The organism is Bacillus sp. CH140a_4T (assembly GCF_008923725.1).
Taxonomy (GTDB): Bacteria; Bacillota; Bacilli; order Bacillales; family Bacillaceae_G; genus Bacillus_A.
In genome coordinates this window covers 503764-528584 of the sequence record NZ_WBPF01000005.1, presented here as the reverse complement: position 1 = coordinate 528584, position 24821 = coordinate 503764, and the positions used below count along the sequence as shown (strand labels likewise).

The window sequence follows — 24821 nt, the reverse complement described above, 5'->3', positions numbered from 1 at the left end:
GGCATATATGTGAAGAAGTGGATGAAGATTGCGCTGTACTCTTTAGTAGGTATTTTACTTATGGGAAGTATTAGTTTTTTTGTTTGGTCTCAGTTTACTTATAAACCAACGAAAGAGGCGTTGTCGCTAGTAGATGATAAAATGGGTGAAGATAATATAGTATTTGGAGAGAAAGATGCTAAGGTAGGTGTTATTTTTTATCAAGGAGCTAAAGTAGAAGCTGAGGCTTATAGTTACTTAGGAGAAGCTCTTGCAAAAGATGGGCATTTTGTAGTGATGCCTAAGTTACCATTAAACTTAGCGATACTTGGAATCAATGCGGTAGACAGTGTAATTGAACAGTATCCTGAAGTTCAAAAATGGTACGTTGCTGGACATTCGATGGGCGGAGCTATGATTTCTAAGTATGCCTTTCAGAATGAAGACAAGGTAGACGGGATCATTTTCCTAGGTTCGTATCCTGCAGATGATTTCTCTACGAAATCGATTCCGATGTTATCAATTTATGGGGAAGTAGATGCTTTAGCAACTGTAGAAAAAATAGAGAACAATAAAAAGTTAATGTCAAAGAATACTACTATGCACATGATAAAAGGCGGAAACCATGCTCATTTCGGCATGTATGGTGAGCAAAAAGGTGATAATGCAAGCTTAATTACGTCAAAATCACAACGAGATGAAACAGTGAAAGTAATTGAACAATGGTTATTAAAACAATGATAAAGAATTTAATAAATTTATCAAAAAAATGCTTCTTCCTTAAGATAGCCTAATGATAGGTGGGAGAGGCACTCAAGAGCCAGCTCATACGAGTAGGCTCTTTTATTTATCTTCTATCTTCAATTGTCCTCTTATTTTCTCCGGAATATCTTTTTCAGAAATAACATCGTAAGAATACACATACTTTCCTTTCACGTGAATTTTTAAGTATGTTTTTCTTATGAAATCATTAGGAGTATTCGTTCCTACTGTATATTGGTTCTCATTTCTTGCTTCATCAACACCTTTTAGTGAGTACATAGCTCTTCCTTTATGATGATAATCTGGAACGCCGTATCCCTTCGCAATGGCGTATACAGTTTTTTCTTCAGCAATCGGATTAAATCTGTCCAAATCCCCGCGTAATATGAAAGGTAGTAAGTATATAGGAAGGCTTATTCCTATTATGCAAAGTACGAATTTCTTCATGATTGTTTCTCCTCTTATGTATTTACATTTTTCAGTATAGAAAAAATTTCTTATAAATATAGAGGGAAATTCCTTAAGGTTTTCTTAATAAAGTTTAACCGTGTGAAAAAAGATTAACTTGAGTATTAAGCCTACGGAATGAATAGCCAAATAACCTGTTTTCTTTATTTTTTGATGGTAGGTTATTTGGTTTTATATTGGTATGAGTGAATTAAGAAATAAGTGAGATTTAGGAACTAGAATAAATGTATCTTACAGTAATAAGAGGAGTATCTAAATAAATTATAGTGAGAACAATTAAAGAAGGCATCTAATCGGGTGCTTTTTTCTTTTAGAATAGAGAATCCCATGGGGCAGTTACATGTAATGCAGCGCTGTGCTTCTATGTCATTGGAAAATCCAATGATAAAAAAGAGGCTTGTCTTCAAAACAAATTGTTATTTGTAACACTGTTATCAAAGCAAAGTGCTCGTGACATTTCTTTGATATTCAAAAACATTAATAACCTATTGTATGAAGTTTTTTGAAAATTTAGGTTTAACATCTTTAAAATAGGTGTATTACATATTACATAACAACTAAATAAAAAAATAAAAAATCTAAAGGAGGAAAAATACAATGAATAAGAATGAAAGAAAACCGGTGGTTCATGAATATGAAAATGGACAGGAAGTAGTTATGAAAGTAAAAGAGCTAGAATTACAAGGGATTCGCCAAGATGACATTTACGTCTTAACACATGAAAAGCATCTAACAAAAAAGATTGCGGATGATACAAACACAAATACGATTGGAGTAAAAGAACAAGGATTAGGAACAAGTATTATCAACTTTTTCTCCAAAAAAGGGGACGAACTCCGAAATCAAATGGAGGAAATGGGGTTGTCGAAGGAGGAAGCTAATTTATATGAAGAAAAACTAGATCAAGGGAGAATTTTACTTCTAGTAACAGCTGAAACAACAACGGTGAGTGATAGGCAGCTGCAAAACTATCATTCTCTTTAATAGATTGCAACATCTGATAAATAGGTAAGTTAAGTATTTTAGGTTGTAGCATGGAAGAAAATAAAAGTAGAGAAGGGTGAGAAAAATGAAACATACAATATTTAAATATGCTGTGATTGGAATTACGACCGGAGTCATGGTCTCTTTATTAAAAAAAGAAAATCGGAAAGCTATACAAACAACAGGAAAAAGCGTAAAAGACAAACTACAAGAAGGAAACATAAAGGAAACATTAGAGAGGGTAACTGAGACAAGTAAACAATTCTCTGTAAATGCAGCTAATGTTGCAAAACAAACATTACCACAATTGCTTACAGCCACACCGGTTGTCATTTCTACTATTAAAGACTTAACAGAAAACGAAAATAACAAAAAGAAAAAAGACGAAAAGAAATATATGAAAGAAGGGAAAGAAGAGAGTGCTTAGATTTAATTCTAAAAAGAGAAAGTGAGGAAAAAAGTATGAAATCTCTGTATGCAATTGATGTAGGAATTGGCTTTACTAAGCGGGCATATCGACAGGATGTAGATTCTGAGATGACGATTAAGAGTGAAGCTTCCACATTAGCCCCTGTACCTAATCATGCTGAAAGTGAAGATTTAACAAAGGTAAGTTTTATAGACTTAGACTTTGCATACTACATGGGAAATGAAGCACATCAATCTGAAGCTTCATTTCTTCCTCCATTTGACGAAGAAATAGAAAATTATTATGAAAGCGAACGATTTAAACAACAAATATTTGGTTGCATTGCAAAGGATTATAAAGAAAATGTCGTGTTACCTTTAGTTGTTACCGGGCTTCCCGTTACTTGTTTTGGTAGTCAGCATGAGCAATTACAAAATATATTAAAAAAAGAAACTTCCGTGCAAATTGATGGGAAATTTATTAATATTACGGTGGAAAATGTTTTGATTCTTCAGCAACCGGTCGCTTTACATGCCTATTTCTTAAAAGAGGGAATCATTCAGGAACGAGATCGTATCTTAATTATTGATGGTGGATTTCGTACATTAGAAATGACAGATATGAAACAGAATGTCATTTTAAATCATTATGAGACAGAACTAGGATGTAGCAAGCCGTTGAAAAATATTAAGAATATCCTGCAGAATCATGCGGGTGAAAGTAATCAATTGCATATTAACGACATGCCAAAAATATTAGAAAAAGGATATGGAGGTCGAGAAGAAAATCCTCAGACAAGTCAGGTTGATACTTTGATTCAAAAAGAGTTGGATACACACTTCCAAGACGTTATGCGTGTATTACAAGAACAATTTAAGTTAGACCAGTATGACACTATTATTTGGACAGGAGGAATAGTAGATATCCACAAAAAACGAATTGAAAAAATGCAAGGTGAAATTTCTTCTTTCCGTATGGTAGACGCTTCGAAAGAGGCTGCACTTCATGGATACTATATGATTGGAAGTCAAGTATTTGACGACATCACCAATCAATCTGCATATGAATCCAAATTATAATAACGACCGAAATGGATTTCGTTGAATAGAAGTGCCAAATTATGTGGCTTTTTTTCCACATATAATAAATTCTTTATAAGAAAAGATAAAAAGTGCTTGTATAGAGGAAATTTTTAAAATTGAGAATAAAAACAACTAATATATAGGGGGTCTTCCTTGTAACAGAAGAAGATCTCCTATGCCATTTATTTTGTAATTTAGATGATCTAAAAACTTTTCCTCGAAGACATGAATACCTACATACAAATTTCATATTACGGATATTATTCGATCAAACATAAAACTATTCAGAAAGGAAGAATAATATGGAATGCACAAAAATGCCGAAATGGAATTGGTATCATGTGAAAACTAGTGAGCTTGAAAAACTTTCTTCTATAATCCCTCGTGATGTAATATCTTATTTCTCTCAATTTGTAAAGAAAATAAGTTCTCCTTGTGAAAATGGATTATATGTTTATACGTTATCACCAAGTCAAACTTGTGTATATGGTTCGTTTTTATATGATCAAGATAAAAAGGACGCCAAAATTCAAAAATTTCTTCATTATTTCGTAGCTCATGGAACACTGATAACGGTCCAGGAAAAAGAGGAAGAGGATTTCCAAAAGTTAATACATAATGTCCCTATGGGTACAAAAAATTGTAATAGTTCCGCTGAAGGATTATGTGCCATCTTATCAATGTTTATATCTCACTATTTGCGAGAGGTTGACTATTTTGAAAACCATTTTAGAAATGTATTATGGGATTTTTATCATCATAATAACATAGCAGTTTTAGAAAGAATTTATCATATTCGTCATGAATTATTTATGAACACACATGTGTTTCGCTTAATACAAGAAGTGTTACAAGGCCTGGAGGAAGCTTGGTTAGAAAATATAACAAAAACTGTTTGTTATAAACAAACACACTTGAAATTAGAGCGTGGATTACAACTTGTTAAAGAGTACCAAGAAGAATTAGACACGATGATTCATTTACAAGAAGTTGTTTCTTCACATCGTGGGAATGAAATTATGAAAGCTCTTACTGTATTAACTGCTGTGAGTACGCCGTTGACAGCTTTAGGAGCATTGTGGGGTATGAATTTTAAATATATGCCTGAATTAGAATGGAAATATAGCTATTTAATCGCTCTCTTATTTATTATTTTCACAACAGGGGGGATGTATATGTATATGCGATTCAAAGGGTGGACAGGTGATTTATTACGAGTAAAGAAAAAGAAATCTTTTTTTAAATCTAATTAGTCCTGTTTTTAAAAAATATGATAGATATTAACTAGAAATATGGTTAGTAATATTTATTAATAGGGGTAGTGCCATATCCCTATCAAGTTAAAGCTTTGATGTCCCCGCAATGATAAAAATGGTGAATATTTATATGAAAGATTAGAGCTCTCCTTCTTGTAAGAGAGCTCTAATCTTTGTTTAAAAACTATATCATATACATGGGCAGACTCATCATCTGAAATTTGTCCGGAGTGAATCTAGAATATGACAAAAGAGAACTTGCGTTAGAAAACAAGCTCTCTTTAAAAGAAATAACGTAATTGAGGTACTTATATAGTAACAATTGTTTTCTTCTAATTCCATATGTCTTATGTTGAGAAATAAATTATAAGTGGCTTGATAAAGCTAAAATGAATGATTGACATAATATTTTGACGATAATATAATGAATCTCGAATTCAAGATAATTTGTAAAGGGTTGGTAATTGTGATCGTGATTAACGATGAGAGCCTATCTTTAAAGTTATTTGTTATATTATCAAGGGAATTACAGTCAATCACTAAACGTATTGAAAGGGATATAAAAAGTTATGAACTTAATCCAACTGAATTTGCAGTGCTTGAGCTACTATCCAGTAAAGCCAATCAGCCTATAAAAAAATTGGAGACAAAATATTACTTGCAAGTAGTAGTATCACGTATGCGTCAATTACTTCAGAAGGTATTGAATTGGTGGATACTATTTTTCCTCAGCATAAAGAGGGGATTCGGCAAATATTTGGTAGTTTGGACTATATTGAGAAAAAATGATAATTAAACAGTTGAAAAAGTTAGGATATTACGCACAGAAATTGTAAGTTTTTAGAGATTATTTCTGTTTAGTAATATCCTAATTAAATATAAATTAAATATAAATTAAATAAATAGGAGGAAAAATTAATAAATTGTAGTAAATTTGTTGTAATACAAAATAAAGAAATTATGTAATTGCAATTGATATAGTAGGAAAGACAGTTGTTATGTATAACGTATACATATTGTCCTTTTCATTATAAATCTTTCATAAAGCGGAGAGTGGGTATCAAGAATGGAATTACGTCATTTAGAGTATTTTATTCAGGTTTGTAATAATGGTAGTTTTACTAAAGCTGCGGAAGTTTTAGGTATTTCACAGCCGACTTTAAGTCAACAAATCCGTGTGTTAGAAGGGGAGCTTGATACACCCTTGTTTCATCGAGTTGGAAGAGGTATCAAAATGACAGAAGCGGGTAAGCTGCTATTTGATAAAGGAAAATTTATCATGCAACAATTTGATGACGTTTATAATGAAATTTTTGAATTAAAGGGTGTAAAAAGAGGTGTAATTACTATAGGAGGTTTATTAGAGGATCTCACTTATTTAACACCTTATATTATAAAGTTTCAACGACATTATCCCAACATCATAGTAAAAATTATAGAATCCGAAGTTGCTGTAAATCAAATCGTTGGCAAAAATATTGATTTAGGAATTACACGTAGTGCTCAAATTCCAGACAAATTAACAAGCACCCTTCTGTATAGTGAAGAGCTTGTCCTTGTAGTTCCAAAAAACCATCCTTTGAATGAAACATCATTTGTTTCTTTTCGAGAATTAGTAGGGCTGAGTAGAATAATGGTTTCATGTAGTTGTCGTGAATCTATTAAAATATATTGTGAGAGTTTAGGGCTATCTTTATCTGAAGCAAAAATAGAAACAAAATCTTCCATTTCTCTATTGAGCCTTGTATGCAATGGACATGGGGTTGCTATAATACCTCTTTCACTAGTTGAATTTGTTAATAATGATAATTTGAGCATAGTTCGTATTATTGATCCGACACCAAGTCAAGATATTAATCTGATTCACTTTGATGATAAATTTTTAAGTTTTGCAGCACGTATCTTTATGCAAAAGTTACATGATCCTGAAAAAGTATTAGTCTAATAGAAATAATAATGATTATAGTGTGAGAATTAAAAATGATACATAACTCTTGGGATAAGTCCTAAATCACAGTCAAAGGGCAAGTAGATTTATATGTGTGGTATAGTCGCTTCAAATGGGAATGCCATTGACTTTTACTTAAGGGAAAAAGGGCAGACTTTGCACGGAGAGAAGGGTATAAAAATAAGGCAAGTTAATCCATCAACTCTGCGGTCTTATCGCATAGTAATAGATTCCAATAGGGATATACAATGCTATTTCGAATTTACATATCCTTATTATAGAAAGAAAACCACCGGCATTATACTGGTGGTTTTGACTTAGAAAGCAAAGCAAGTACAACCAATACCCCATTTAGTTCCATCTTTTCCTATCACGGTATGAGTGTGTTGATGGAGAGGGTTACTACAACTATGTAACTTGTTATCATGGGAATCGTGAGAAAGTATAGTGTGGGCTAGGTTAGCGCCACCATAACCATAAACTCCCGTCGGTGCCCAATCAGGTGATGCTGGCGGCAATTCAGGTGATAAATTTTTAAATTCATCATTTCCATAAACAACCTGCCCACCCATAATGGTGAGTAATGATTCAAGGTTCTTGATTTCTTCTTCTGGCACAGTAAAGTAGTCAGCAGACAATACAGCAATATCAGCAAACTGACCTACTGCAAGGGTTCCCTTTTTACCTTCATCACCAGAGAACCACGCACTTCCTTTTGAATATAATTCCAGGGCTACTTTTCTATCAAGTTTATTTTTTTCATCGTATATCGAAAGACCACCAATGGTTTTTCCGGCAACCATCCAGTAAAGAGCGACCCAAGGGTTATAGCTGGAAACCCTAGTCGCATCACTACCGGCACCAACAGGTATACCTAGGTCTAACATACGATAAATTGGGGGAGTACGCTTTGCAGCTTCCTTTCCGTATAAATCAACAAAGTATTCACCTTGAAAAGCCATGCGGTCTTGGATGGCAATACCGCCATTTAAAGCCTTAACACGTTCCATACTACGATCTGAGATTGTTTCTGCATGGTCAAACCACCATCTTAGACCATTAAAAGGAATTTCTTTGTTGACTTCCTCAAATACATTTAGGAATCGTGTGATTGACTCGTCATAAGTTGCATGTAAACGGAATGGCCAACGGTTTTCTACCAATAGAGAAATTACTTTCTTTAAGTCAGCTTCCATCATCGTAGCTAGTTCAGGCCGTGGCATTTGAAATTTTTCAAAATCGGCTGCCGAGAATACTAACATTTCTCCAGCACCATTCATTTTATACTTATCAGTTCCTTGACCGGGAGAAACAATTTTTGCCCATGAAGCAAAGTCTTCATATTCATGATTAGGATTTTGCGTAAATAGATTATAAGCAATACGCAAAGTTAATTGTTCTTTCTCAGCTAAATGTTCAACAACTTTGTAGTCATCAGGGTAATTTTGGAAACCACCACCTGCGTCAATGGCACTTGTAATACCTAATCTATTTAATTCGCGCATAAAATGCCGAGTTGAGTTAATCTGGTCGTCAAAATTAAGTATTGGAGCCTTACCCAGACTTGAATAAAGAATAGAAGCATTAGGATTTGCAATTAAAAGGCCCGTTGGATTACCTCGTTTATCCCGCTCAATTAAGCATCCTGGAGGGTCTGGGGTATCTTTTGTGTATCCCAGTGCACGCAGCCCTGCACGATTTACAAGTGCTCTATCGTAAAGATGTAGCACAAAGACAGGCGTATCTTCAGAAACAGCATTAATCTCTTCCAGAGTTGGCAACCGTCTCTCTTTAAATTGAAATTCAGACCAACCTCCAACTACTCTTACCCACTGAGGAGCAGGTGTACGCCTTGCCTGTTCTTTGAGCATTTCGAGAGCTATGGCAAGTGAAGGGACACCTTCCCATCGTAATTCCATATTATAATGAAGACCACCACGAATAACGTGTATATGAGAATCATTCAGGCCTGGAATTGCTCTCTTTCTTTTAAGGTCTATTTTTTTTTGTTTTTTCTGTGGCACTATTAAGAAGCTCATCTCCACCTAATGCAGTTATTAAACCATCAGTTATGGCGATAGCAGATACCTCAGGTTGAGAGGGATCAAGGGTAGTAATTTTTCCGTTATATAAGATCATATCCGGTAAATTCATATTCACACCTCGTCTACTTCCTATTATTTTGTAACCATGGATGAAATAATTTACCGAAAATTGGCATAACTACCCATGATAGCAAGGACACTATACATACAGAAACAAAAAAAGCGGACATAATAGGATTCATATGTTTTATAATAGGTCCTATCAATTTAGGAACTAACATGCTAAGAGGCCATACACCCAGAAGGGTAACGATAGACATTTTCCATTTTGGCGGTGGAATTGGCGTTTTCGGAGTAACAAACCAATAAGCCAAACTGCTTTCAGTTTTGTAAGTTGGATTAGTAACTTGAAATGGTTCTGCCGTTTTTAACAAATCTCGGCGAACATCTGATTCTTGCCAAGCACGTAGATGTTCATACGTATCAAAGCGAAAAATAACAGTATACTCTCTGGATTCATTATTAGGGACTATTAGATTTACGCCTAAATGCCCTGGGAATTTAGTAGCGGCAGCTTCGATTTCATGTCTCCATGTTTCAAACTGTTTTTCTTTACCTTGTTGAATTTCCCATGTAACAATCGTTGTTACTGGATCAGCAGTATCCATTGTGTTCTCTGTATGAGTCTCTTCGACAGCTATTCCTTCATGCTTCATATTTTCCTGCTTGGAAGCGCGCCATGCACCATAGTATATGCGTATTCTACACCTTGACCATAAGCACCAGTGTGTTCCTTTACAATCTCCATTACAGCATCATAAGTGTCTTTGTATGCCCAGTCACGTTGGTATTCAAGTAAAACTTGAATTGCTGTCACTGGAATTGCACCAGCTTGTTCTACACGACGCATAGCAGCGTTATGTGCTGTCAAACTAGTACCACCTGAAGCATCATCAACTGCATACACCTCATAGCCAGCTTTAATTGCTTCAAGCACAGGGAATGCAAGGCAAACTTCAGTCCAAAGTGCTGCAAATATTAATTTCTTTCTACCTGTTGCTTTAACTGCTTCAACAAATTTTTGATCTTCCCAAGAGTTCATTGAACTGCGTTCTATAATTTCATGGTTTGGGAATATGTCAAGAATTTGTGGCCAAAAATAACCAGAAAAGCTGCGTGTCTCCACTGTAGTAAGAATAGTAGGTACGTTAAAAGTTTTTGCTGATTTAGCAAGCAACATAACGTTATTAATCAATGTTTGTCTATCAATACTTGCAACTCCAAAAGTCATTTGAGGTTGAAAATCAATCAAAATTAAGGCACTGTTCTCTGGATTTAATAATTCTAAATTACTCATAATAAAATGCTCCTTTTTTTATTATTTGCAAAAAGTTAATTTAAGCTGTAATCATAAAAATAAAAGCTTTGCTATACTTTTTAATTTACAATTTAGTGCTGATTTAATCAGCACTAAATCTATACTATCTACTTTAAAAAAAGTAATTTAAAGCTATTTCTTTGGAATATATTTATGCATTTTGTTTACTAAGATCTCGTTGAGCTCCCAAATAGCTTCCAATTATATTTTGATAACCTGGAAGATTACTAGCAAGTAAATTGCCAAAACCTTCAACATCGTTGCGCCAATCGCGTTGTAATTCGCAAGCTACGCTAAACCAGTTCATAAGTTGTACGCCATTATGTGCCATACGCGTATTGGCAGCATCTGCAACTTGTTTACTGAAAGTTCCTGAAGCATCAGTAACAGCAAATACTTCATAGCCAGCTTTTATAGCGGAAAGTGCCGGGAAAGCAACACAAACGTCCGTAACTACGCCCGCGATAATAAGTTGTTTTTTTCCAGTTTCTTCGATTGCTTTTACAAAATCATCATTATCCCATGCGTTAATTTGTCCAGGTCGAGCTATTTTTTGTGCGTGAGGAAAAAGATCAACCAATTCTTGCATTAAAGGTCCATTAGGTCCGTTTTCAAAGCTAGTTGTTAAAATAACTGGTAAATCAAAAAACTTAGCAGTGTGAGCAAGCGCTAAAACATTGTTCTTAAATTCATCAACACCATAGTCACGTACTAGTCCGGACATAAGACCAGTTTGATGATCTACTAAAAGCACGACAGCATCATCTTTGTTAATACGAGAATAGAGATCAGTCATTATGTATTCCTCCTAAAAATTAAGTAATCGAAGAAATTCTAAACAGTGGAATATCATTCTAAATTTCTTCGTTTGTTACGATTAGTTTGTAACTAAACTGACCGTTAATATGAGTTATAGCAGCATTCACGGAACATGAAGCGCTATACAAATTTATAGTATTTGAAAACTAATTGGTTAATCAATTCTAAATTATCTATAATTTGTATAGGTGGTAACTATAGTTATTTTCATTATAAAATTAATTGGTTTTACCTATACATTCTATAGATAGAACGATATTGATAGTCTCCTATTTTTGTTATTAGAATTGAATATGAAGAATGTTTAGCAAATACTTCGTGATGAAAAAGGTATGAGATGAGGAAGTGTTCCATAAACAGAAAATGAATTTATCGGAACAATAGAGTTTCATGCTTAGCGTTCACAATATAAATGTGCATAAATAGGTTATGAGATTCATCGGATTATTAAAGAAAAGGATAAATTTTAAAGGAGGTAGGAGAATGGCAAAAATTACTGTAGGAACCGAAAATCAAGCACCAATTGAGATATATTATGAGGATTATGGTATAGGGAAACCAGTTGTACTCATTCATGGTTGGCCGTTAAGTGGTCGATCTTGGGAATACCAAGTTCCCGCTCTTGTTGAGGCTGGATACAGAGTTATAACATATGATCGTCGAGGTTTTGGAAAATCATCTCAGCCGTGGGAAGGGTATGAATATGATACCTTTACTTCTGATTTACATCAACTATTAGAACAGTTAGAGCTTCAAAATGTCACACTTGTTGGTTTTTCTATGGGTGGAGGTGAGGTAGCCAGGTATATTGGGAAATATGGAACTAATAGAGTAGAGAAGGCTGTATTTGCAGGAGCTGTACCACCATTCCTTTACAAGTCAGCAAATCATCCTGAGGGTGTATTAGATGATGTAGCAATTCAAGGATTTGAAAATGGAGTAAAAAGTGATCGCCTAGCATTCCTTGATGAGTTTACGAAAGGATTTTTTGCTGCTGGAGATCGAACTGACTTAGTTAGTGAACCATTTCGACTTTACAATAGGGATATCGCTGCGGGTGCATCACCTAAAGGAACACTAGATTGTATCGCTGCTTTCAGCAAAACAGACTTCAGAGGCGATTTAGCCAAGGTTAATATACCTACCCTTGTTATTCATGGTGATTCAGATGCAACTGTACCATTTGAATATAGTGGGAAATTAACACATGAAGCAATACCTAATTCTAAAGTAACGTTAATAAAGGGTGGTCCACATGGGCTAAATGCAACGCATGCCAAAGAATTTAATGAAGCACTCCTATTATTTTTAAAAGACTGATTACAACTATATAATTGTTAATTGATAAATTATAAACAAGTAAAAATAAAGCTTTATAAAAGATGCTCTTGGATAAATCCAGGAGCATCTTTTTAAATGGTGATATTGAGATGTTAGGTTGATAAAACTCCATTAGTTTCGAATTGAATATTCTTCTTACCAGCTAAAATGTATGGATTAGCTTTTTCTAGGTCTCTTAGGTGGATTGCTATATTACTATCAAGATAATATTTTGAATAATCCTCAAGAGAAAGAAGTTTTTTGTCAGAAAACAATAAAATTTTATTAATTTTTATAATTAGTTGAATTTTTATAGAAATAATTCTCTTAATATATTAAAATAACATCGTATTATGTCAGATTTTAATTAGGGGAGAGAAATTTTATGTTGAAAAAAATCATTCCAGTTGCTTTAGCACTAAGTACAGTTACTTTTACTAGTGTATTTGCTGCGCCTTCAGCCCAAGCAAGTACAGGACCAAACCGATACATAGATGTGCAAATGCTCGGTATTAACGATTTTCATGGGCAACTAGACACTGTAAAAAAAATTAACAATAAAGATGCAGGGGGAATTGAGTACTTAGGGGCTTATTTACGTGATCGTGAAAAACAAAATCCAAATACATTAAAGGTACATGCTGGCGATGTTGTTGGAGCAAGTACTCCTGTTTCAGCATTATTACAAGACGAGCCTACGATTGAATTTCTAAATGATTTGAAATTCGATGTTGGGACTATAGGAAACCATGAATTTGATGAAGGTGTTGCGGAAATGAACCGCCTTATTTATGGTGGATACCATGAAAAAACAGGGAATTTTAAAGGAGCAAAATTCCCATATGTTGCCGCAAATTTCCATAATAAATCCACTGGTCGTTTATTTTTACCACCATTCACTATAAAAAAGGTACAAGGAGTTCCTGTTGGATTTATCGGAGTCGTAACAACGGATGTTCCTAACCTTGTTATGCCTACTATGCTAAAGAATGTGGAAATTACAGATGAAGTTGAAGCTATTAACAAATCCGTAAAGCAATTAAAAAAACTAGGCGTTAAATCTATCGTTGTTCTTGCGCATAACGGAGGTACAACAGATGGGAACGGCGTAACAAATGGTGATATCGTCCGATTAGCAAATGAGACTGATTCAGAAGTCGATGTTATTTTTGGTGGGCATAGCCACACTTATGTAAATGGAACTGTTAATAATAAACTTGTCGTACAAGCAAATTCTTACGGTATGGCTTTTGCTGATGTTGATGTAAAGATTGATCGTAAAACACAAGATATTGTTGAGAAAAAAGCAGAAATTGTTACAACTTACCATGAAGGCATGGAGCCTGATAAAAAAATAAAGAAGAAGATGGAGAAATATCAAGCGAAAATCGCACCTCTTGTTAATGAAGTTGTAGGTAAGTCTATTGCTCCACTAGATCGCAAACTCAATACGGCTGGTGAATCTACTCTTGGAAATTTAGTTGCTGATGCCCAGCGTACAACAATGCAATCTCAAATTGCACTTATGAATCCTGGTGGTATTCGTAATGACTTAGATGCTGGTGATATTACATGGGGAGAGATATATGGTATTCAACCATTCGGAAATCAATTAATAAAAGTAAATTTAACAGGCCAAGACATTCGTGATATTTTAAATCAACAATGGCAAAAAGACATAACAAGAATGCTTCAAATTTCAGGGATCCAATACACTTGGGATGCGAACAAGCCTAATGGAGAAAAAGTAACAAGTATTCGCTTAACAAATGGAGAAGAAATCATTCCTTCTAAAACTTACAGCGTCGTTGCTAACGCATTTTTAGCTTCAGGTGGAGATGGATTTGTATCCTTTAAAAACGGTAAAGATGCTGAAACAGGACCAACTGACTTTGAAGCATTAGTAGATTATATAAAAAAATCAAAAGAACCAATTCAGTCTATTATTGATGGAAGAATTCAAAAAATAAATTAGTTTTTTATTAATCTCACAAAAAATAGATTACCTGTACACTATACTTTTTCGTGTGCAGGTAATCTATTTTTTGTGGGTTTGAAATAAAGTCTTACTGTGGCCAATGGGTATACCGTCTAGATGCAGAGTGCCGAAAAAAATGAAGTAAACAAAAAATCACCCCTAAACTAACCCTATGATAAAGAGAATACATTGCAAAAAACAAAATTTGGAACTTCCTATTAGCCCAATATTAACTACACTACAATAGATTGAAGCTCATGTAGTTTTATATTCGTATGAGTGAATTAAGGATTTCTTAAGAACCTATTAAGGAATAAGAGAGTTTTAGGGATTAGAATAAATGTATCTTAACAGTAATAAGAAAGGTAATGGTTGAAACGGTAGTCTTTATAGTATGTCAAAAATTAATGAAGAAGTATTTCAGGAGGTTTTTATGAAAAAGAAAATAATTATTGCACTTAGTGCTTCTGCTATAATACTGACTAATTTTGTAGGAAGTACTTATGCAGATTCGAAAACAGAAGTTTCTGTTACAGCTCCATACAATACAAATCAAATAGCGGAATGGTTAGAAGCACATGCAAAACCTTTAAAAACAACTAATCCAACTGCATCTCTTAATGATTTAAAACCACTTAAGAATATGGTAGGTTCAGCTTCAATCGTAGGTTTAGGTGAAGCTACGCATGGGGCTCATGAAGTTTTTACGATGAAACACCGCATTGTTAAATACTTAGTATCTGAAAAGGGCTTTACCAACTTAGTTTTAGAAGAGGGATGGGACAGAGCTTTGGAACTTGATAAATATGTTCTTACTGGTAAGGGAAACCCAAGCCAACACCTATCACCTACATTTAAAACGAAAGAAATGTTGGATTTACTTGATTGGATTCGGCAATATAATGCTAATCCAAAACATAAATCTAAAGTGCGTGTCATCGGGATGGATATTCAATCAGTAAATGAGAATGTTTATAATAATATAATAGAATATATAAAAAGAACCAATTCAGATTTTGTGCCTAGAATAGAAGCGAAGATAAAAGGTCTTATTCCTGTAACAAAGGATATGAATACTTTTGAGAGCCTTTCGAAAAAAGAAAAAGAAAAGTATATTTCAGATACTAAACAAATCAGTGCTTTATTAGAACAAAATAAAAGTTATCTAAATGGAAAATCCAAAGAGTTCGCATGGATAAAACAAAATGCCCGTATTATTGAACAGTTTACTACAATGTTAGCGTCACCTCCTGATAAACCATCGGATATGTTTTTGAAACATGATATCGCAATGTATGAAAATGCAAAGTGGACTGAAGAACATTTAGGAAAAACCATTGTTTGGGGACATAATGGGCACGTTTCGAAAACAAATATGATACCTTTTATATACCCTAAAGTAGCAGGGCAACATTTAGCAGAATATTATGGGAAACGGTATGTATCTATTGGAACGTCAGTTTACGAAGGACAATATAATGTTTATAATAGTGACGGTGAATTTGGCCCATATGGAACATTAAAATCAGATGATCCAAAAAGTTATAACTACATCTTTGGACAGGTCAAAAAAGATCAATTTTTTATTGATTTACGTAAGGCGAACGGAGTGACAAAAACTTGGTTAAACGAACAACATCCAATTTTCGCTGGGATAGCTACCGAAGGACCTGATAGACCAAAAACTGTTGATATATCACTAGGTAAATCATTTGATATACTCGTTCAAATTCAAAAAGTGAGTCCATCTCAACTGCATCAATAAAATTAGAATAATGTGCCTAAATGACAACGTGAGAAGTGTTTCATATAACACTATGAAATTTGTGTTGACAGAACAAGGAGAATAATTTTATTAGGGAAAAATGGAATTTTAACCTGTTAAGACTAAAATATATCTTCAATATTTAAAGCGCAAAAAACACCGAAGCGATAAACATCGGTGTTTTTTTGCGCTTTCGGGCACAGATGCTCCTTCAATCTTATTATTTTAGAAGCGATTTCGAATGTAAGGAATTTGTAAGGGATAGGTAAGGAAAAAGAGATTTTCTTTGTGTAGGATAAAAATATAAGGAGGCGTGAAAAGGGGAAACAAGTACGGCCTACATATAAAACAATCAGTAACAAGAGTGTTTCAAGGACAAGAAGTATTTTCTATGGTTAATACGCATGTGGAAAAAGAGGGATTTACCGATTGTTAGGACGCAATGGTGATTTGTGAAAATAAATGATGAGTACGATAATTACAATTTAAATAGAGGAGATGAATACTTTATGAAAACACGCAATAAAATTACATGCGCAAGTCTAGCACTTTTAATAGCTGGAAGTTCCCTGTTATACATAACACCAACCTCAATTGTAAAAGCAGAACCTATCCAAAATGTATCTAGTTCTTTACAAACTAATATTCAATACGATCGTACTTCCGTTAAGAAAGCAATGCGGGATGCACTGCAACTTGGATACCCGGGAATACTCGCTCAAATTTCTAAGGGTAGTAAAACTTGGAGTTATGCCGCTGGGATAGCGGATCTAAGAACAAAGAAACCAATGAAAGCAGATTTTCGCTTTCGCATTGGCAGTGTGACGAAAACGTTCATTGCAACAGTTCTACTTCAATTTTCTGGGGAGAACCGTTTGAATCTAGACGATTCCATTGAAAAATGGTTGCCTGGTGTCATTCAAGGAAACGGATATGATGGCAACCAGATTACGATTCGGCAAATTTTGAATCATACAAGTGGTATTGCTGACTATATAAATTCAAAAGACTTTGATATTATGGATACAAAAAAATCGTATACGGCTGAAGAATTCGTAAAGATGGGGATTTCACTTCCGCCAGACTTTGCTCCAGGAAAGGGTTGGTCTTATTCAAACACAGGATACGTAGTACTGGGAATTCTTATTGAAAAAGTAACTGGAAATAGCTATGCGGAAGAGGTTGAAAAGCGGATTATTGAACCGCTTGATTTGTCAAATACATTCCTACCTGGCAATTCAAGCGTGATTCCAGGCACCAAGCATGCCCGTGGCTATTTCCAACTAGACGGAGCAAGTGAGCTAAAAGATGTTACTTATATTAACCCAGGTAGCTCGGATGGAGATATGATTTCTACTGCTGACGACTTAAACAAATTCTTCTCTTACTTACTCAGTGGCAAATTACTGAAGGAACAGCAACTAAAACAAATGCTTACTACAGTGCCTACAGAAAGAGAAGGAACCGGATATGGCCTTGGAATCTTTGAAACTAAGCTTCCGAACTGTGTCTCGGTATGGGGACACAGAGGTGGCGTTCTAGGGTTTTCCACTTTTGTTGGTGGAACACTTGGAGGCAAGCATACAGTGGCCATCAATTTAAACAGCTTTAACCTTAGTAATCCTGATCCTTTTAAAAGTATTTTACTTGCTGAATTTAGCAAGTAGGCAAAAAGGAAAATCGGATAAATTTTGTTATTTGTAATTTCAATCGGAATAGATTACTGATTGAAATTAGTATAGAGGGGATTAAGTATCTAGAAACAATCAAACTAATCATGAGAGATAGCTAAGTAAAAGGATTTGTTTATGCATTGGCGGATTAAAAGAGAACAGATATAATGAGTGATTATTATGTATATACTATTGTATTTGTATGGGTATTATCACTAATTGTAAATTTGTATAAGGTGCGAAGTCTAATTTAAGACTTCGCAATTTTGCTGTGTGATAGCTTTTATTATGAAGCTATTAACAATAGAAAAAAGGAGAATGTAACTAGTCATACGGATGAATCTTGGTACATGCGCTATGTAGGAGATTTTGCTGAAAAAATATACAAGAAAAAATCAAATTTAGAGGAATATATGTATTAGAGAGAGGAAAGCTGAAGTAAATTAAAAATCTTTGCTTTTTTTGTTTTGGGAATAGTATTTTATTATCTTCACACATATAAGAAACAAAGGAATTTATATAAATTATGTTTTGGTAATAAGGGTTTAATTGGTTTGTTTTGGTAGTTTTATGCTTATGAGTTACTTGAAATTCTAGCGGTTTTGTATACATAGTTTTTCCTGTCTTAATTGATAGCGCACAGATATAACGGTTATTTTAACCAAAATTTTCATAAAAATACCTTCAAAAAGAACATAAGTTCGTGTATAATGAGAACGAATGTTCTTTTTGTTAGGAGTGATAACCTTGTATGATTATTCTCTTTTACCGAATCGTATTATTCTTTGTGTAGATCTTCGTAGCTTTTATGCAAGTGTTTCATGTATTAAAAAAGGACTCGATCCACGTTATACAAAATTGGCAGTCGTAGGAGATGTAAAGCGAAGCGGATCAATCGTATTAGCGGCAACACCGCCATTAAAAGCGTTAGGAATTAAGAAAATGGCTAGATTTTATATTGCTATTTTTTATAGAGTTAAATTAAAATTAATAACTATATCAAAGGTTATCTTAATTTTTCTCAAAAGAAGAAAAGTTTTTGAAGCAAAATTTGATATGCAGAGAATGAAAAAGTTACCAGTAGCCATTATTGGAGGAGGCCCTGTAGGGGGCTGCAGCTGCACATTTAGCAAAATAAGGTGAATCATTCATCTTATTAGAAGGTGGAGACAAGATAGGATTAAACATTCTGACATGGGGCCATGTGCGGGTATCCTCACCTTAGCAATATAACATTGATAAAGCGGCTTTGTCTCTTCTTGAACAGTGTGGCTGGGAGTCACCAGAAATAAAAGCATTGCCAACAGGGAAAGAAATTGTAGAACAATCCTTACAGCCGCTGGAGACCCTTCCAAAATCAAACGATTCATTTGAATACTAAAGTACTATCTATAGGTAGGAAAGACACAGATAAAATGAAAACAGCGAATCGTGAAAAAATTCCATTCATGATTTATACAAAAAAAGAAGGTGTACTGCAAGTTTATGAAGCTAGAGTGGTGTTAGATGCCATAGGTACGTGGGGAAATCCAAATCCGTCAAATTCTAATGGTATTTGGTTGAAAGAAGAACAATCTTTTAACGAGCATATTTTTTATGGTATTCCAGATATCTTAGGAAATGAACAAAAGCGATATGCTAATAAGCATGTAGCTGTTGTGGGAAGTGGTCATTCTGCAATCAATGCTTTGTTAGAGTTGGCAAAATTAAAGGAATTCTATCCAGAAACTAAGATTATATGGATCATGGGAAAGCAACGTGTGGAAGAAGCATACGGAGGAGAGGGAAAAGATGCTCTGGAAGCGTGTGGCGTCTTGGGTAGCCGTATTCATCAATTGGTTGATGAAGGAAGCGGTGAGGTAATGACACTATATAAAATTCAATACGTAGTTAGAACGAAAAATGGAATGGACATTGTAGGTCATCAAGGTGAACAAGAAATAAAAATTACTGATGTCCATGAGATGATTGTAAATACAGGTAATCTTATATCGTTGGTTGGGCTTCCATTAATCCATACAGTCATCGATGCGCCTACCAGGGAGAAATTATTAGGCTAATGGGGGTCTGTTAAAAATGCAATTGGAGCCGTTAAAGAAGCTGTAGAGCGAGGAGGGAAAAGTATTTTTCCGTTGCTCTGGTGGATGAAATCGTACAGGGACAGTTGCAACTGGATTATTAGTAAAATTAGGCCATGCATCTAACGTAGAAGAAGCGGAACAAAAAGCAAAAAAAATCCGTTCAAGCATTAATATCAAACCAGAAATGAAACAAGTATTGAAACGTTTATATGTATAATTCATCTAAGTCTCAAAAACATTACCGTTTTTGAGACTTTATTATTTTATGAATTTGATATATGGGACAATCAAATAAAAATTCTGTAAAATTAAAATTGAAGAAAATAAACAGACTCCGTAAAGTTTGTAATTTAGTTACTTTAGTATAGAAGAATAAGATGGGACGCTGTATGCGATGAAAGTCGCACGTACAGTGTTAAGTAGGGGGAAAGATGAAGATAACCTCAAAGTCTTACCCATCGCAATGATTAGTATGTAAAAAGAGCACCTGATCAGGGTGCTCCGCCCAAAATTATGAACAACAATCCATAACAATATATGTTGCTTTTGCCTAATGGTGATAATCTTATAAATTCATTAACGAAATTCTTATTGAATATAGAAAAAGACAATAGCCGGAGGGGTATTGTCTAAAGAAAAGTGGAGTGGAACTAAAATATTAGTTGAAGACATAACAGGTTATTTAAAATATATGTATTGCTTCAAAAAGTATACATTAAAAATAAAAGGTGCTTTTTAAGGCGCTCAATGGCCAAGATACATCTTGGAAAAAGGTGATTACAATTATATCGTATGTGTACGTATGGTTTATGTGCAACCTTTAAACTAAATCATGATTTAACAACAAATAAAAAGAGCGCATTTTTATATGCACCCTTAGTAAGGTATGTGAATGTCTCATGAGATATAAAAAATTCAGAAAATCGTAATCAGATTTTTACGAGTGAATTTTTTATATTGTATGCCTTACTTGGAGTTATGGAGCCTGTCATTAAAGAATAAAGAGCGCCTTGAGAGAAAGACGCTCTGCCCAAAACTAATATTGAAAAAGAATACCCATAATATTGTATGTAGGTTTTTTGTGTAGGTGCGAGTTTAAATAAAATCTTTATCTTGCGTAAAAAAGGCTAGGATTGATCCTAGCGCTCAATAAAAGGTTGTGTCACATGGGAAATGAGAAAAGATAATAAGCAAATTCACTTATTTCGAATGTAGTATATAACGTTTTTAAGGAGAAAAGCAAGAAATTCAGTAATGTTTACAGATGTATTACGCGAGCATGAAGATGTTGATGAATTATAAAATCGTTATTTCAATAATGTTTCATAAATGTATCAGAAATGTGAACAAAGCGTTTCTTCATAACAAAGAAAAAGAGCACACATATAAGTATGCCCTTTGACAAGAAAGGTAGATTGATATAAATGGATGCCTCCATAAATATCATATGCCTGTCCAATTAAAAGGTGAAAAAAATTTAAGGTAATCATGAATTTATTGGTAAAAATACTGGTAAATATGTCCGGTTTTATGGTCGTTAATTTGAACAAAACGCTATTTGAATTAATGTGGAAAATACCATATGTAACCTAAAATAATTAAGCAAGTAATTCCTAGTGTAATTAATAAATATTTAAGGATTGTGAGTACTGTTTTCATTGAATACCACCTAAACTTTTAATTATTTTAGGTATTTAGTCAGGTATTTATGTATATAAAAATTTCATTTTGTAGAAAAGTGGTGAAATAGATGTACATTGACACATTAAGAAGTAAATTGAAGAAAGATTGCAGAGGAAAAGCGATGGTCCGTAATACAGGATTAGTACACTTCTATATTTACCTGGCAAACTCAGATGATATTTTTACAGCAAGAAGCAGTGTCCGAGGATTTAATGAAGTTTGTGGGACGAAAGTTACATACAACGGACGTACAGAGCATATTGATGGAAGTTTATATAACTACTGTATTCATGGTTGGGATGCAAATCAAAAGGAGCAACTAGCAAAAGCTAACTGCTCCTTTTCCCAAAAAAGGTTCCGGGCTGCAAACACTGTTAAGAAAGCAGCTTATGAGTAGTATGTACAAAATCGTGAATATTATTAGGATAAAAAAGAGCGCCTTCGAACAGCGCTTTTCCTCGGAGTGTGTAGTGCAAGGATACTTCATGAAGGTTTTTAAGAAATAAAATGAATGAGCTTACAACTGAAAAGATGGGGCTACACAATAACATATGAAAATGCTGTAGTAGGAGTGACAATCAACTCTAAATAAAAGAGCAGTTAGCAAAAGCTAACTGCTCCAAACAGGGATGTGTCTCTAGATGTAATTATAGTATGAACGGAATTTCAATGCATATAAAAAGCCATTGTTTTAAACAGTAATTGAACAAAACGCTGGCTTTTTATTATTTTTCAGAACTGTTTTTTATAAAAAAGTCTGATTAATTGAATTTTCCGTATACCACTAACGCACCATTTAGTTTAATAAGAATGAATGGATTTAAACTTTCTTCCAATAAAGTTAGTAGGTACGGGGATGAGTTCTATTTCTCTTGACCAAACAGAGAGTTGAATAATGTTGTGAGTCTCATGAGCAATTATATAGTGTAATCCAGCGCACTCCAAATATTTGATTATATCGTCTTGCAAACTGAAAACGTGTTAGTTTTGGTTGCTAGCAAAGAAGGTTGCTTCCTTTTTTGAAAATTCATTTTCCTTTTTTAATGACAGGATTTCACTTCGTAAAGAACGCAGTTCTTTCATATCAGATACCTCATCATCAAAAAATGGGGAAGAATATTTTTTTATCCATGCATTTAGTGTCCCGTTCCCCAGGTCAAATTCTCTTTGAATACTGGAAATTGTACCCCCTTCTTTAACCACCAATTCAATACATTGTTTTTTAAACATTTCATCATACTGTTTTTTCATCTGAAACACCTCTCATATAGAATAATTTATCTCTATACTATGTTTCAGTTTTACTGTATCCCCTCATAATGCTGTGATTAATATCTCATACTGTATGGCTGTCTTTTTTAGGTGCAGTCCCTTCTTGAAAAGGTGTTATTGTTTTAGAGAGGCAATTTCTCTCGCGAATTGCAAGATTTTTAAGTTTTTTGTTTTTCTATTCAGAATTGGTACATAGTTGATTAGAAGCAAATGTTTTAGATAACATAATAACTTGTTTGCCATACGATTTTGATTTATTTTCACTCATTTCTTGTGTCTGTTTTTAAGGTTGTAACTTAGTTTAAGATGCTTCGCAACAGGACCGAACAGAGTCTTTTATTTTTTGCTTTTTCATAATATAGGTAAATTGGCGAATCTCCTCACATAAAATACCATAGAGGCAAAATCGCTTTCCTCATCTAAGGAATGAGCATACTCTGTTTGGAGGTGTTAAGATGTTCGATAATCAAAATGAACATAGGAAATGGGAAGGGATTCAGGTTGGAGCTTTGGATTCTAATTTGGTGGGGCCAACGTTTCCAGCAATTCCTTCATTTACTTTCCCAACTGGGCCAGCCGGCCCAACTGGAAAAACTGGTCCAACGGGAGAAACAGGCCCAACGGGAGAAACAGGCCCAACGGGAGAAACAGGCCTAACGGGAGAAACAGGCTCAACGGGAGAAACAGGCCCAACGGGAGAAACAGGCCCAACGGGAGAAACAGGTACCATGGTTTTAACAGGGGTTGGAGATCCCACATGCGCTATTGGAAATTTAGGAGATATTTACATTGACCTATCCACAGGGAGAACATATTATAAGCTCTCTCAGCCAGTGCCTCCAATGGTCAGAGCTATTCCAGCACCTACCGGTGCCACAATTCCTGTGGGTTCAACGCAGACTTATACTACAATTGATGCAGCTTTAGCTGTCGCTAATAATGGTGACAGGTTATTACTTGACGCTGAGACCTTTATAATTACATCCACTGTTACTGTTAATAAATCGGTAACGATTGAGGGTCAAGGAATAGGGGCAACTACCGTCATTACTACCTTGAATACTGTAATCTCTATGTTTAATGTTACAGTATCTAACGTTATTTTTCGTAATATGTCAATTGTCCAAAATTTCCCTTCTGTTTTGAGTGTAGAGTCTGTTATTTCAATTAATAATTTGTTAGCAACAGGAATATATGTTGATAGTTGTGAAATTTCAGTATGCGAACTCGGTATCGCCATTAAAGCAACTGAATTCCAAATAACAAATTGTAATTTTACCTATGCACCCGCTGCTTCACCTAACAACGGATACTTCTATATCATTATTTCCTCTACTTCAGGGCAAAGTATTATTGACGGTAACACCTTTGTGTCTGACTCAGGTAACACGAGATGCAGATTTATCATCATAACCAATATAACCGTTAATTCAGGCACACTTCAAGGGAATTTAGTAATAAGCAATAATACACAAGACAACTTATCTCCGGCTACATTAAGACACCTGTTAGATATCGAGGAATTTGTTGGTACAAATTTTGGTTTGTTTCTTTTAAACAACACAACAGTAAATGAAGGAAATGTACCTGTTTTATTGTTTAACGCGGACTTTACTATATTTAAATTCATAGAAGTTAATGGTAACAGTATCCAAAATACTGCCGGAAAGGGAATTATCGGAATTGACTCGAGTTCTATCGGTCAAACACCTATTTTTAGTTCGGGTAATACAATTGCAAATCAATTTTTCACTCTAGGATGGGCTTCTGCGACCATTCCACTTAGTTTTATTGTGGGGTATAATACAACGGTAATCTCAGAGCCACCTAACCTGCCATTAACTAGTTGTTATTGGCTTATGTTGATTTGATACTGTATAGATGTAATTTAGAAGTTTAATATGTTACTATGACCCCCA

The 24821-nt window shown here is 34.4% G+C and carries 17 protein-coding genes and 5 pseudogenes; 16 read left to right on the top strand and 6 right to left on the bottom strand.

Translation table 11 applies throughout. From position 1 onward, the window contains the following. Positions 1-9 precede the first annotated feature (9 nt). Positions 10-720 (top strand): alpha/beta hydrolase, encoded by a 711-nt coding sequence (locus F8162_RS03755; RefSeq protein WP_151634843.1) that lies wholly within the window; start codon positions 10-12, stop codon positions 718-720. A 102-nt stretch (positions 721-822) separates the two neighbouring features. Here F8162_RS03755 and F8162_RS03750 read toward each other — a convergent pair whose 3' ends face one another. Further along, positions 823-1188, bottom strand: a complete 366-nt coding sequence (locus F8162_RS03750; protein WP_151634845.1) for a YxeA family protein — start codon at positions 1186-1188, stop codon at positions 823-825. A 618-nt stretch (positions 1189-1806) separates the two neighbouring features. Between F8162_RS03750 and F8162_RS03740 the strand changes: the two genes are divergently transcribed. The 6 genes and pseudogenes from F8162_RS03740 (at position 1807) to F8162_RS03715 (ending at position 6885) form a co-directional block, all read left to right on the top strand. Further along, a complete protein-coding gene (locus F8162_RS03740; RefSeq protein WP_151634847.1) occupies positions 1807-2193 on the top strand; it encodes a general stress protein in 387 nt (128 codons plus the stop codon). Between the two features lie 85 nt (positions 2194-2278). Continuing rightward, on the top strand, positions 2279-2620 hold the full coding sequence (locus F8162_RS03735; protein ID WP_151634849.1) for a peptidase U61: 342 nt from the start codon (positions 2279-2281) through the stop codon (positions 2618-2620). Positions 2621-2655: 35 nt separating this feature from the next. Continuing rightward, positions 2656-3681, top strand: a complete 1026-nt coding sequence (locus F8162_RS03730) for a ParM/StbA family protein (RefSeq protein WP_151634851.1) — start codon at positions 2656-2658, stop codon at positions 3679-3681. Positions 3682-3986: 305 nt separating this feature from the next. Beyond that, positions 3987-4937, top strand: coding sequence for a magnesium transporter CorA family protein (locus F8162_RS03725; protein WP_151634853.1), 951 nt, complete (start codon positions 3987-3989; stop codon positions 4935-4937). Between the two features lie 469 nt (positions 4938-5406). Continuing rightward, a pseudogene (locus F8162_RS03720) lies at positions 5407-5776 on the top strand (MarR family winged helix-turn-helix transcriptional regulator). A 230-nt stretch (positions 5777-6006) separates the two neighbouring features. Further along, complete coding sequence (locus F8162_RS03715; protein WP_151634855.1) at positions 6007-6885, top strand: LysR family transcriptional regulator; 879 nt, start codon at positions 6007-6009, stop codon at positions 6883-6885. A gap of 320 nt (positions 6886-7205) precedes the next feature. Here F8162_RS03715 and F8162_RS03705 read toward each other — a convergent pair. The 4 genes and pseudogenes from F8162_RS03705 to ycaC form a co-directional block, all read right to left on the bottom strand. Next, positions 7206-9042: pseudogene (locus F8162_RS03705) on the bottom strand (amidohydrolase). Positions 9043-9055: 13 nt separating this feature from the next. Next, the gene (locus F8162_RS03695) at positions 9056-9649 is read right to left on the bottom strand and encodes an antibiotic biosynthesis monooxygenase (protein ID WP_061671943.1); all 594 of its coding nucleotides are present in this window, start codon (positions 9647-9649) and stop codon (positions 9056-9058) included. Next, complete coding sequence (locus tag F8162_RS03690; RefSeq protein ID WP_151634864.1) at positions 9646-10290, bottom strand: hydrolase; 645 nt, start codon at positions 10288-10290, stop codon at positions 9646-9648. Before F8162_RS03690 ends, F8162_RS03695 begins: the two co-directional genes overlap by 4 nt. Positions 10291-10462: 172 nt before the next feature. Beyond that, entirely contained in the window at positions 10463-11107 is a 645-nt protein-coding gene (gene ycaC / locus F8162_RS03685; protein WP_000131218.1) for an isochorismate family cysteine hydrolase YcaC, read from the bottom strand. Between the two features lie 506 nt (positions 11108-11613). Here ycaC and F8162_RS03680 point away from each other — a divergent pair. The 8 genes and pseudogenes from F8162_RS03680 (at position 11614) to F8162_RS03650 (ending at position 22027) form a co-directional block, all read left to right on the top strand. Next, positions 11614-12450, top strand: a complete 837-nt coding sequence (locus F8162_RS03680; protein ID WP_151634866.1) for an alpha/beta fold hydrolase — start codon at positions 11614-11616, stop codon at positions 12448-12450. 385 nt (positions 12451-12835) lie between these two features. Continuing rightward, positions 12836-14425, top strand: a complete 1590-nt coding sequence (locus F8162_RS03675; RefSeq protein WP_151634868.1) for a bifunctional metallophosphatase/5'-nucleotidase — start codon at positions 12836-12838, stop codon at positions 14423-14425. Positions 14426-14861: 436 nt separating this feature from the next. Continuing rightward, positions 14862-16193 (top strand): erythromycin esterase family protein, encoded by a 1332-nt coding sequence (locus F8162_RS03670; RefSeq protein WP_151634870.1) that lies wholly within the window; start codon positions 14862-14864, stop codon positions 16191-16193. 509 nt (positions 16194-16702) lie between these two features. Then, positions 16703-17860, top strand: a complete 1158-nt coding sequence (locus F8162_RS03665; RefSeq protein WP_151634872.1) for a serine hydrolase domain-containing protein — start codon at positions 16703-16705, stop codon at positions 17858-17860. Positions 17861-18613: 753 nt separating this feature from the next. Next, a pseudogene (locus tag F8162_RS03660) lies at positions 18614-18823 on the top strand (hypothetical protein); the annotation flags it as partial. Between the two features lie 96 nt (positions 18824-18919). Then, positions 18920-19905, top strand: a pseudogene (locus tag F8162_RS03655) (NAD(P)-binding domain-containing protein); the annotation flags it as partial. 27 nt (positions 19906-19932) lie between these two features. Further along, positions 19933-20164 (top strand): annotated as a pseudogene (locus F8162_RS28650) (protein phosphatase); the annotation flags it as partial. A gap of 1533 nt (positions 20165-21697) precedes the next feature. After that, the gene (locus F8162_RS03650) at positions 21698-22027 is read left to right on the top strand and encodes a hypothetical protein (RefSeq protein ID WP_151634875.1); all 330 of its coding nucleotides are present in this window, start codon (positions 21698-21700) and stop codon (positions 22025-22027) included. A gap of 584 nt (positions 22028-22611) precedes the next feature. Here F8162_RS03650 and F8162_RS03640 read toward each other — a convergent pair. Next, positions 22612-22881, bottom strand: coding sequence for a transposase (locus F8162_RS03640; protein ID WP_225316023.1), 270 nt, complete (start codon positions 22879-22881; stop codon positions 22612-22614). A 476-nt stretch (positions 22882-23357) separates the two neighbouring features. Between F8162_RS03640 and F8162_RS03635 the strand changes: the two genes are divergently transcribed. After that, the gene (locus F8162_RS03635) at positions 23358-24773 is read left to right on the top strand and encodes an exosporium leader peptide-containing protein (protein ID WP_151634878.1); all 1416 of its coding nucleotides are present in this window, start codon (positions 23358-23360) and stop codon (positions 24771-24773) included. Positions 24774-24821 lie beyond the last annotated feature (48 nt).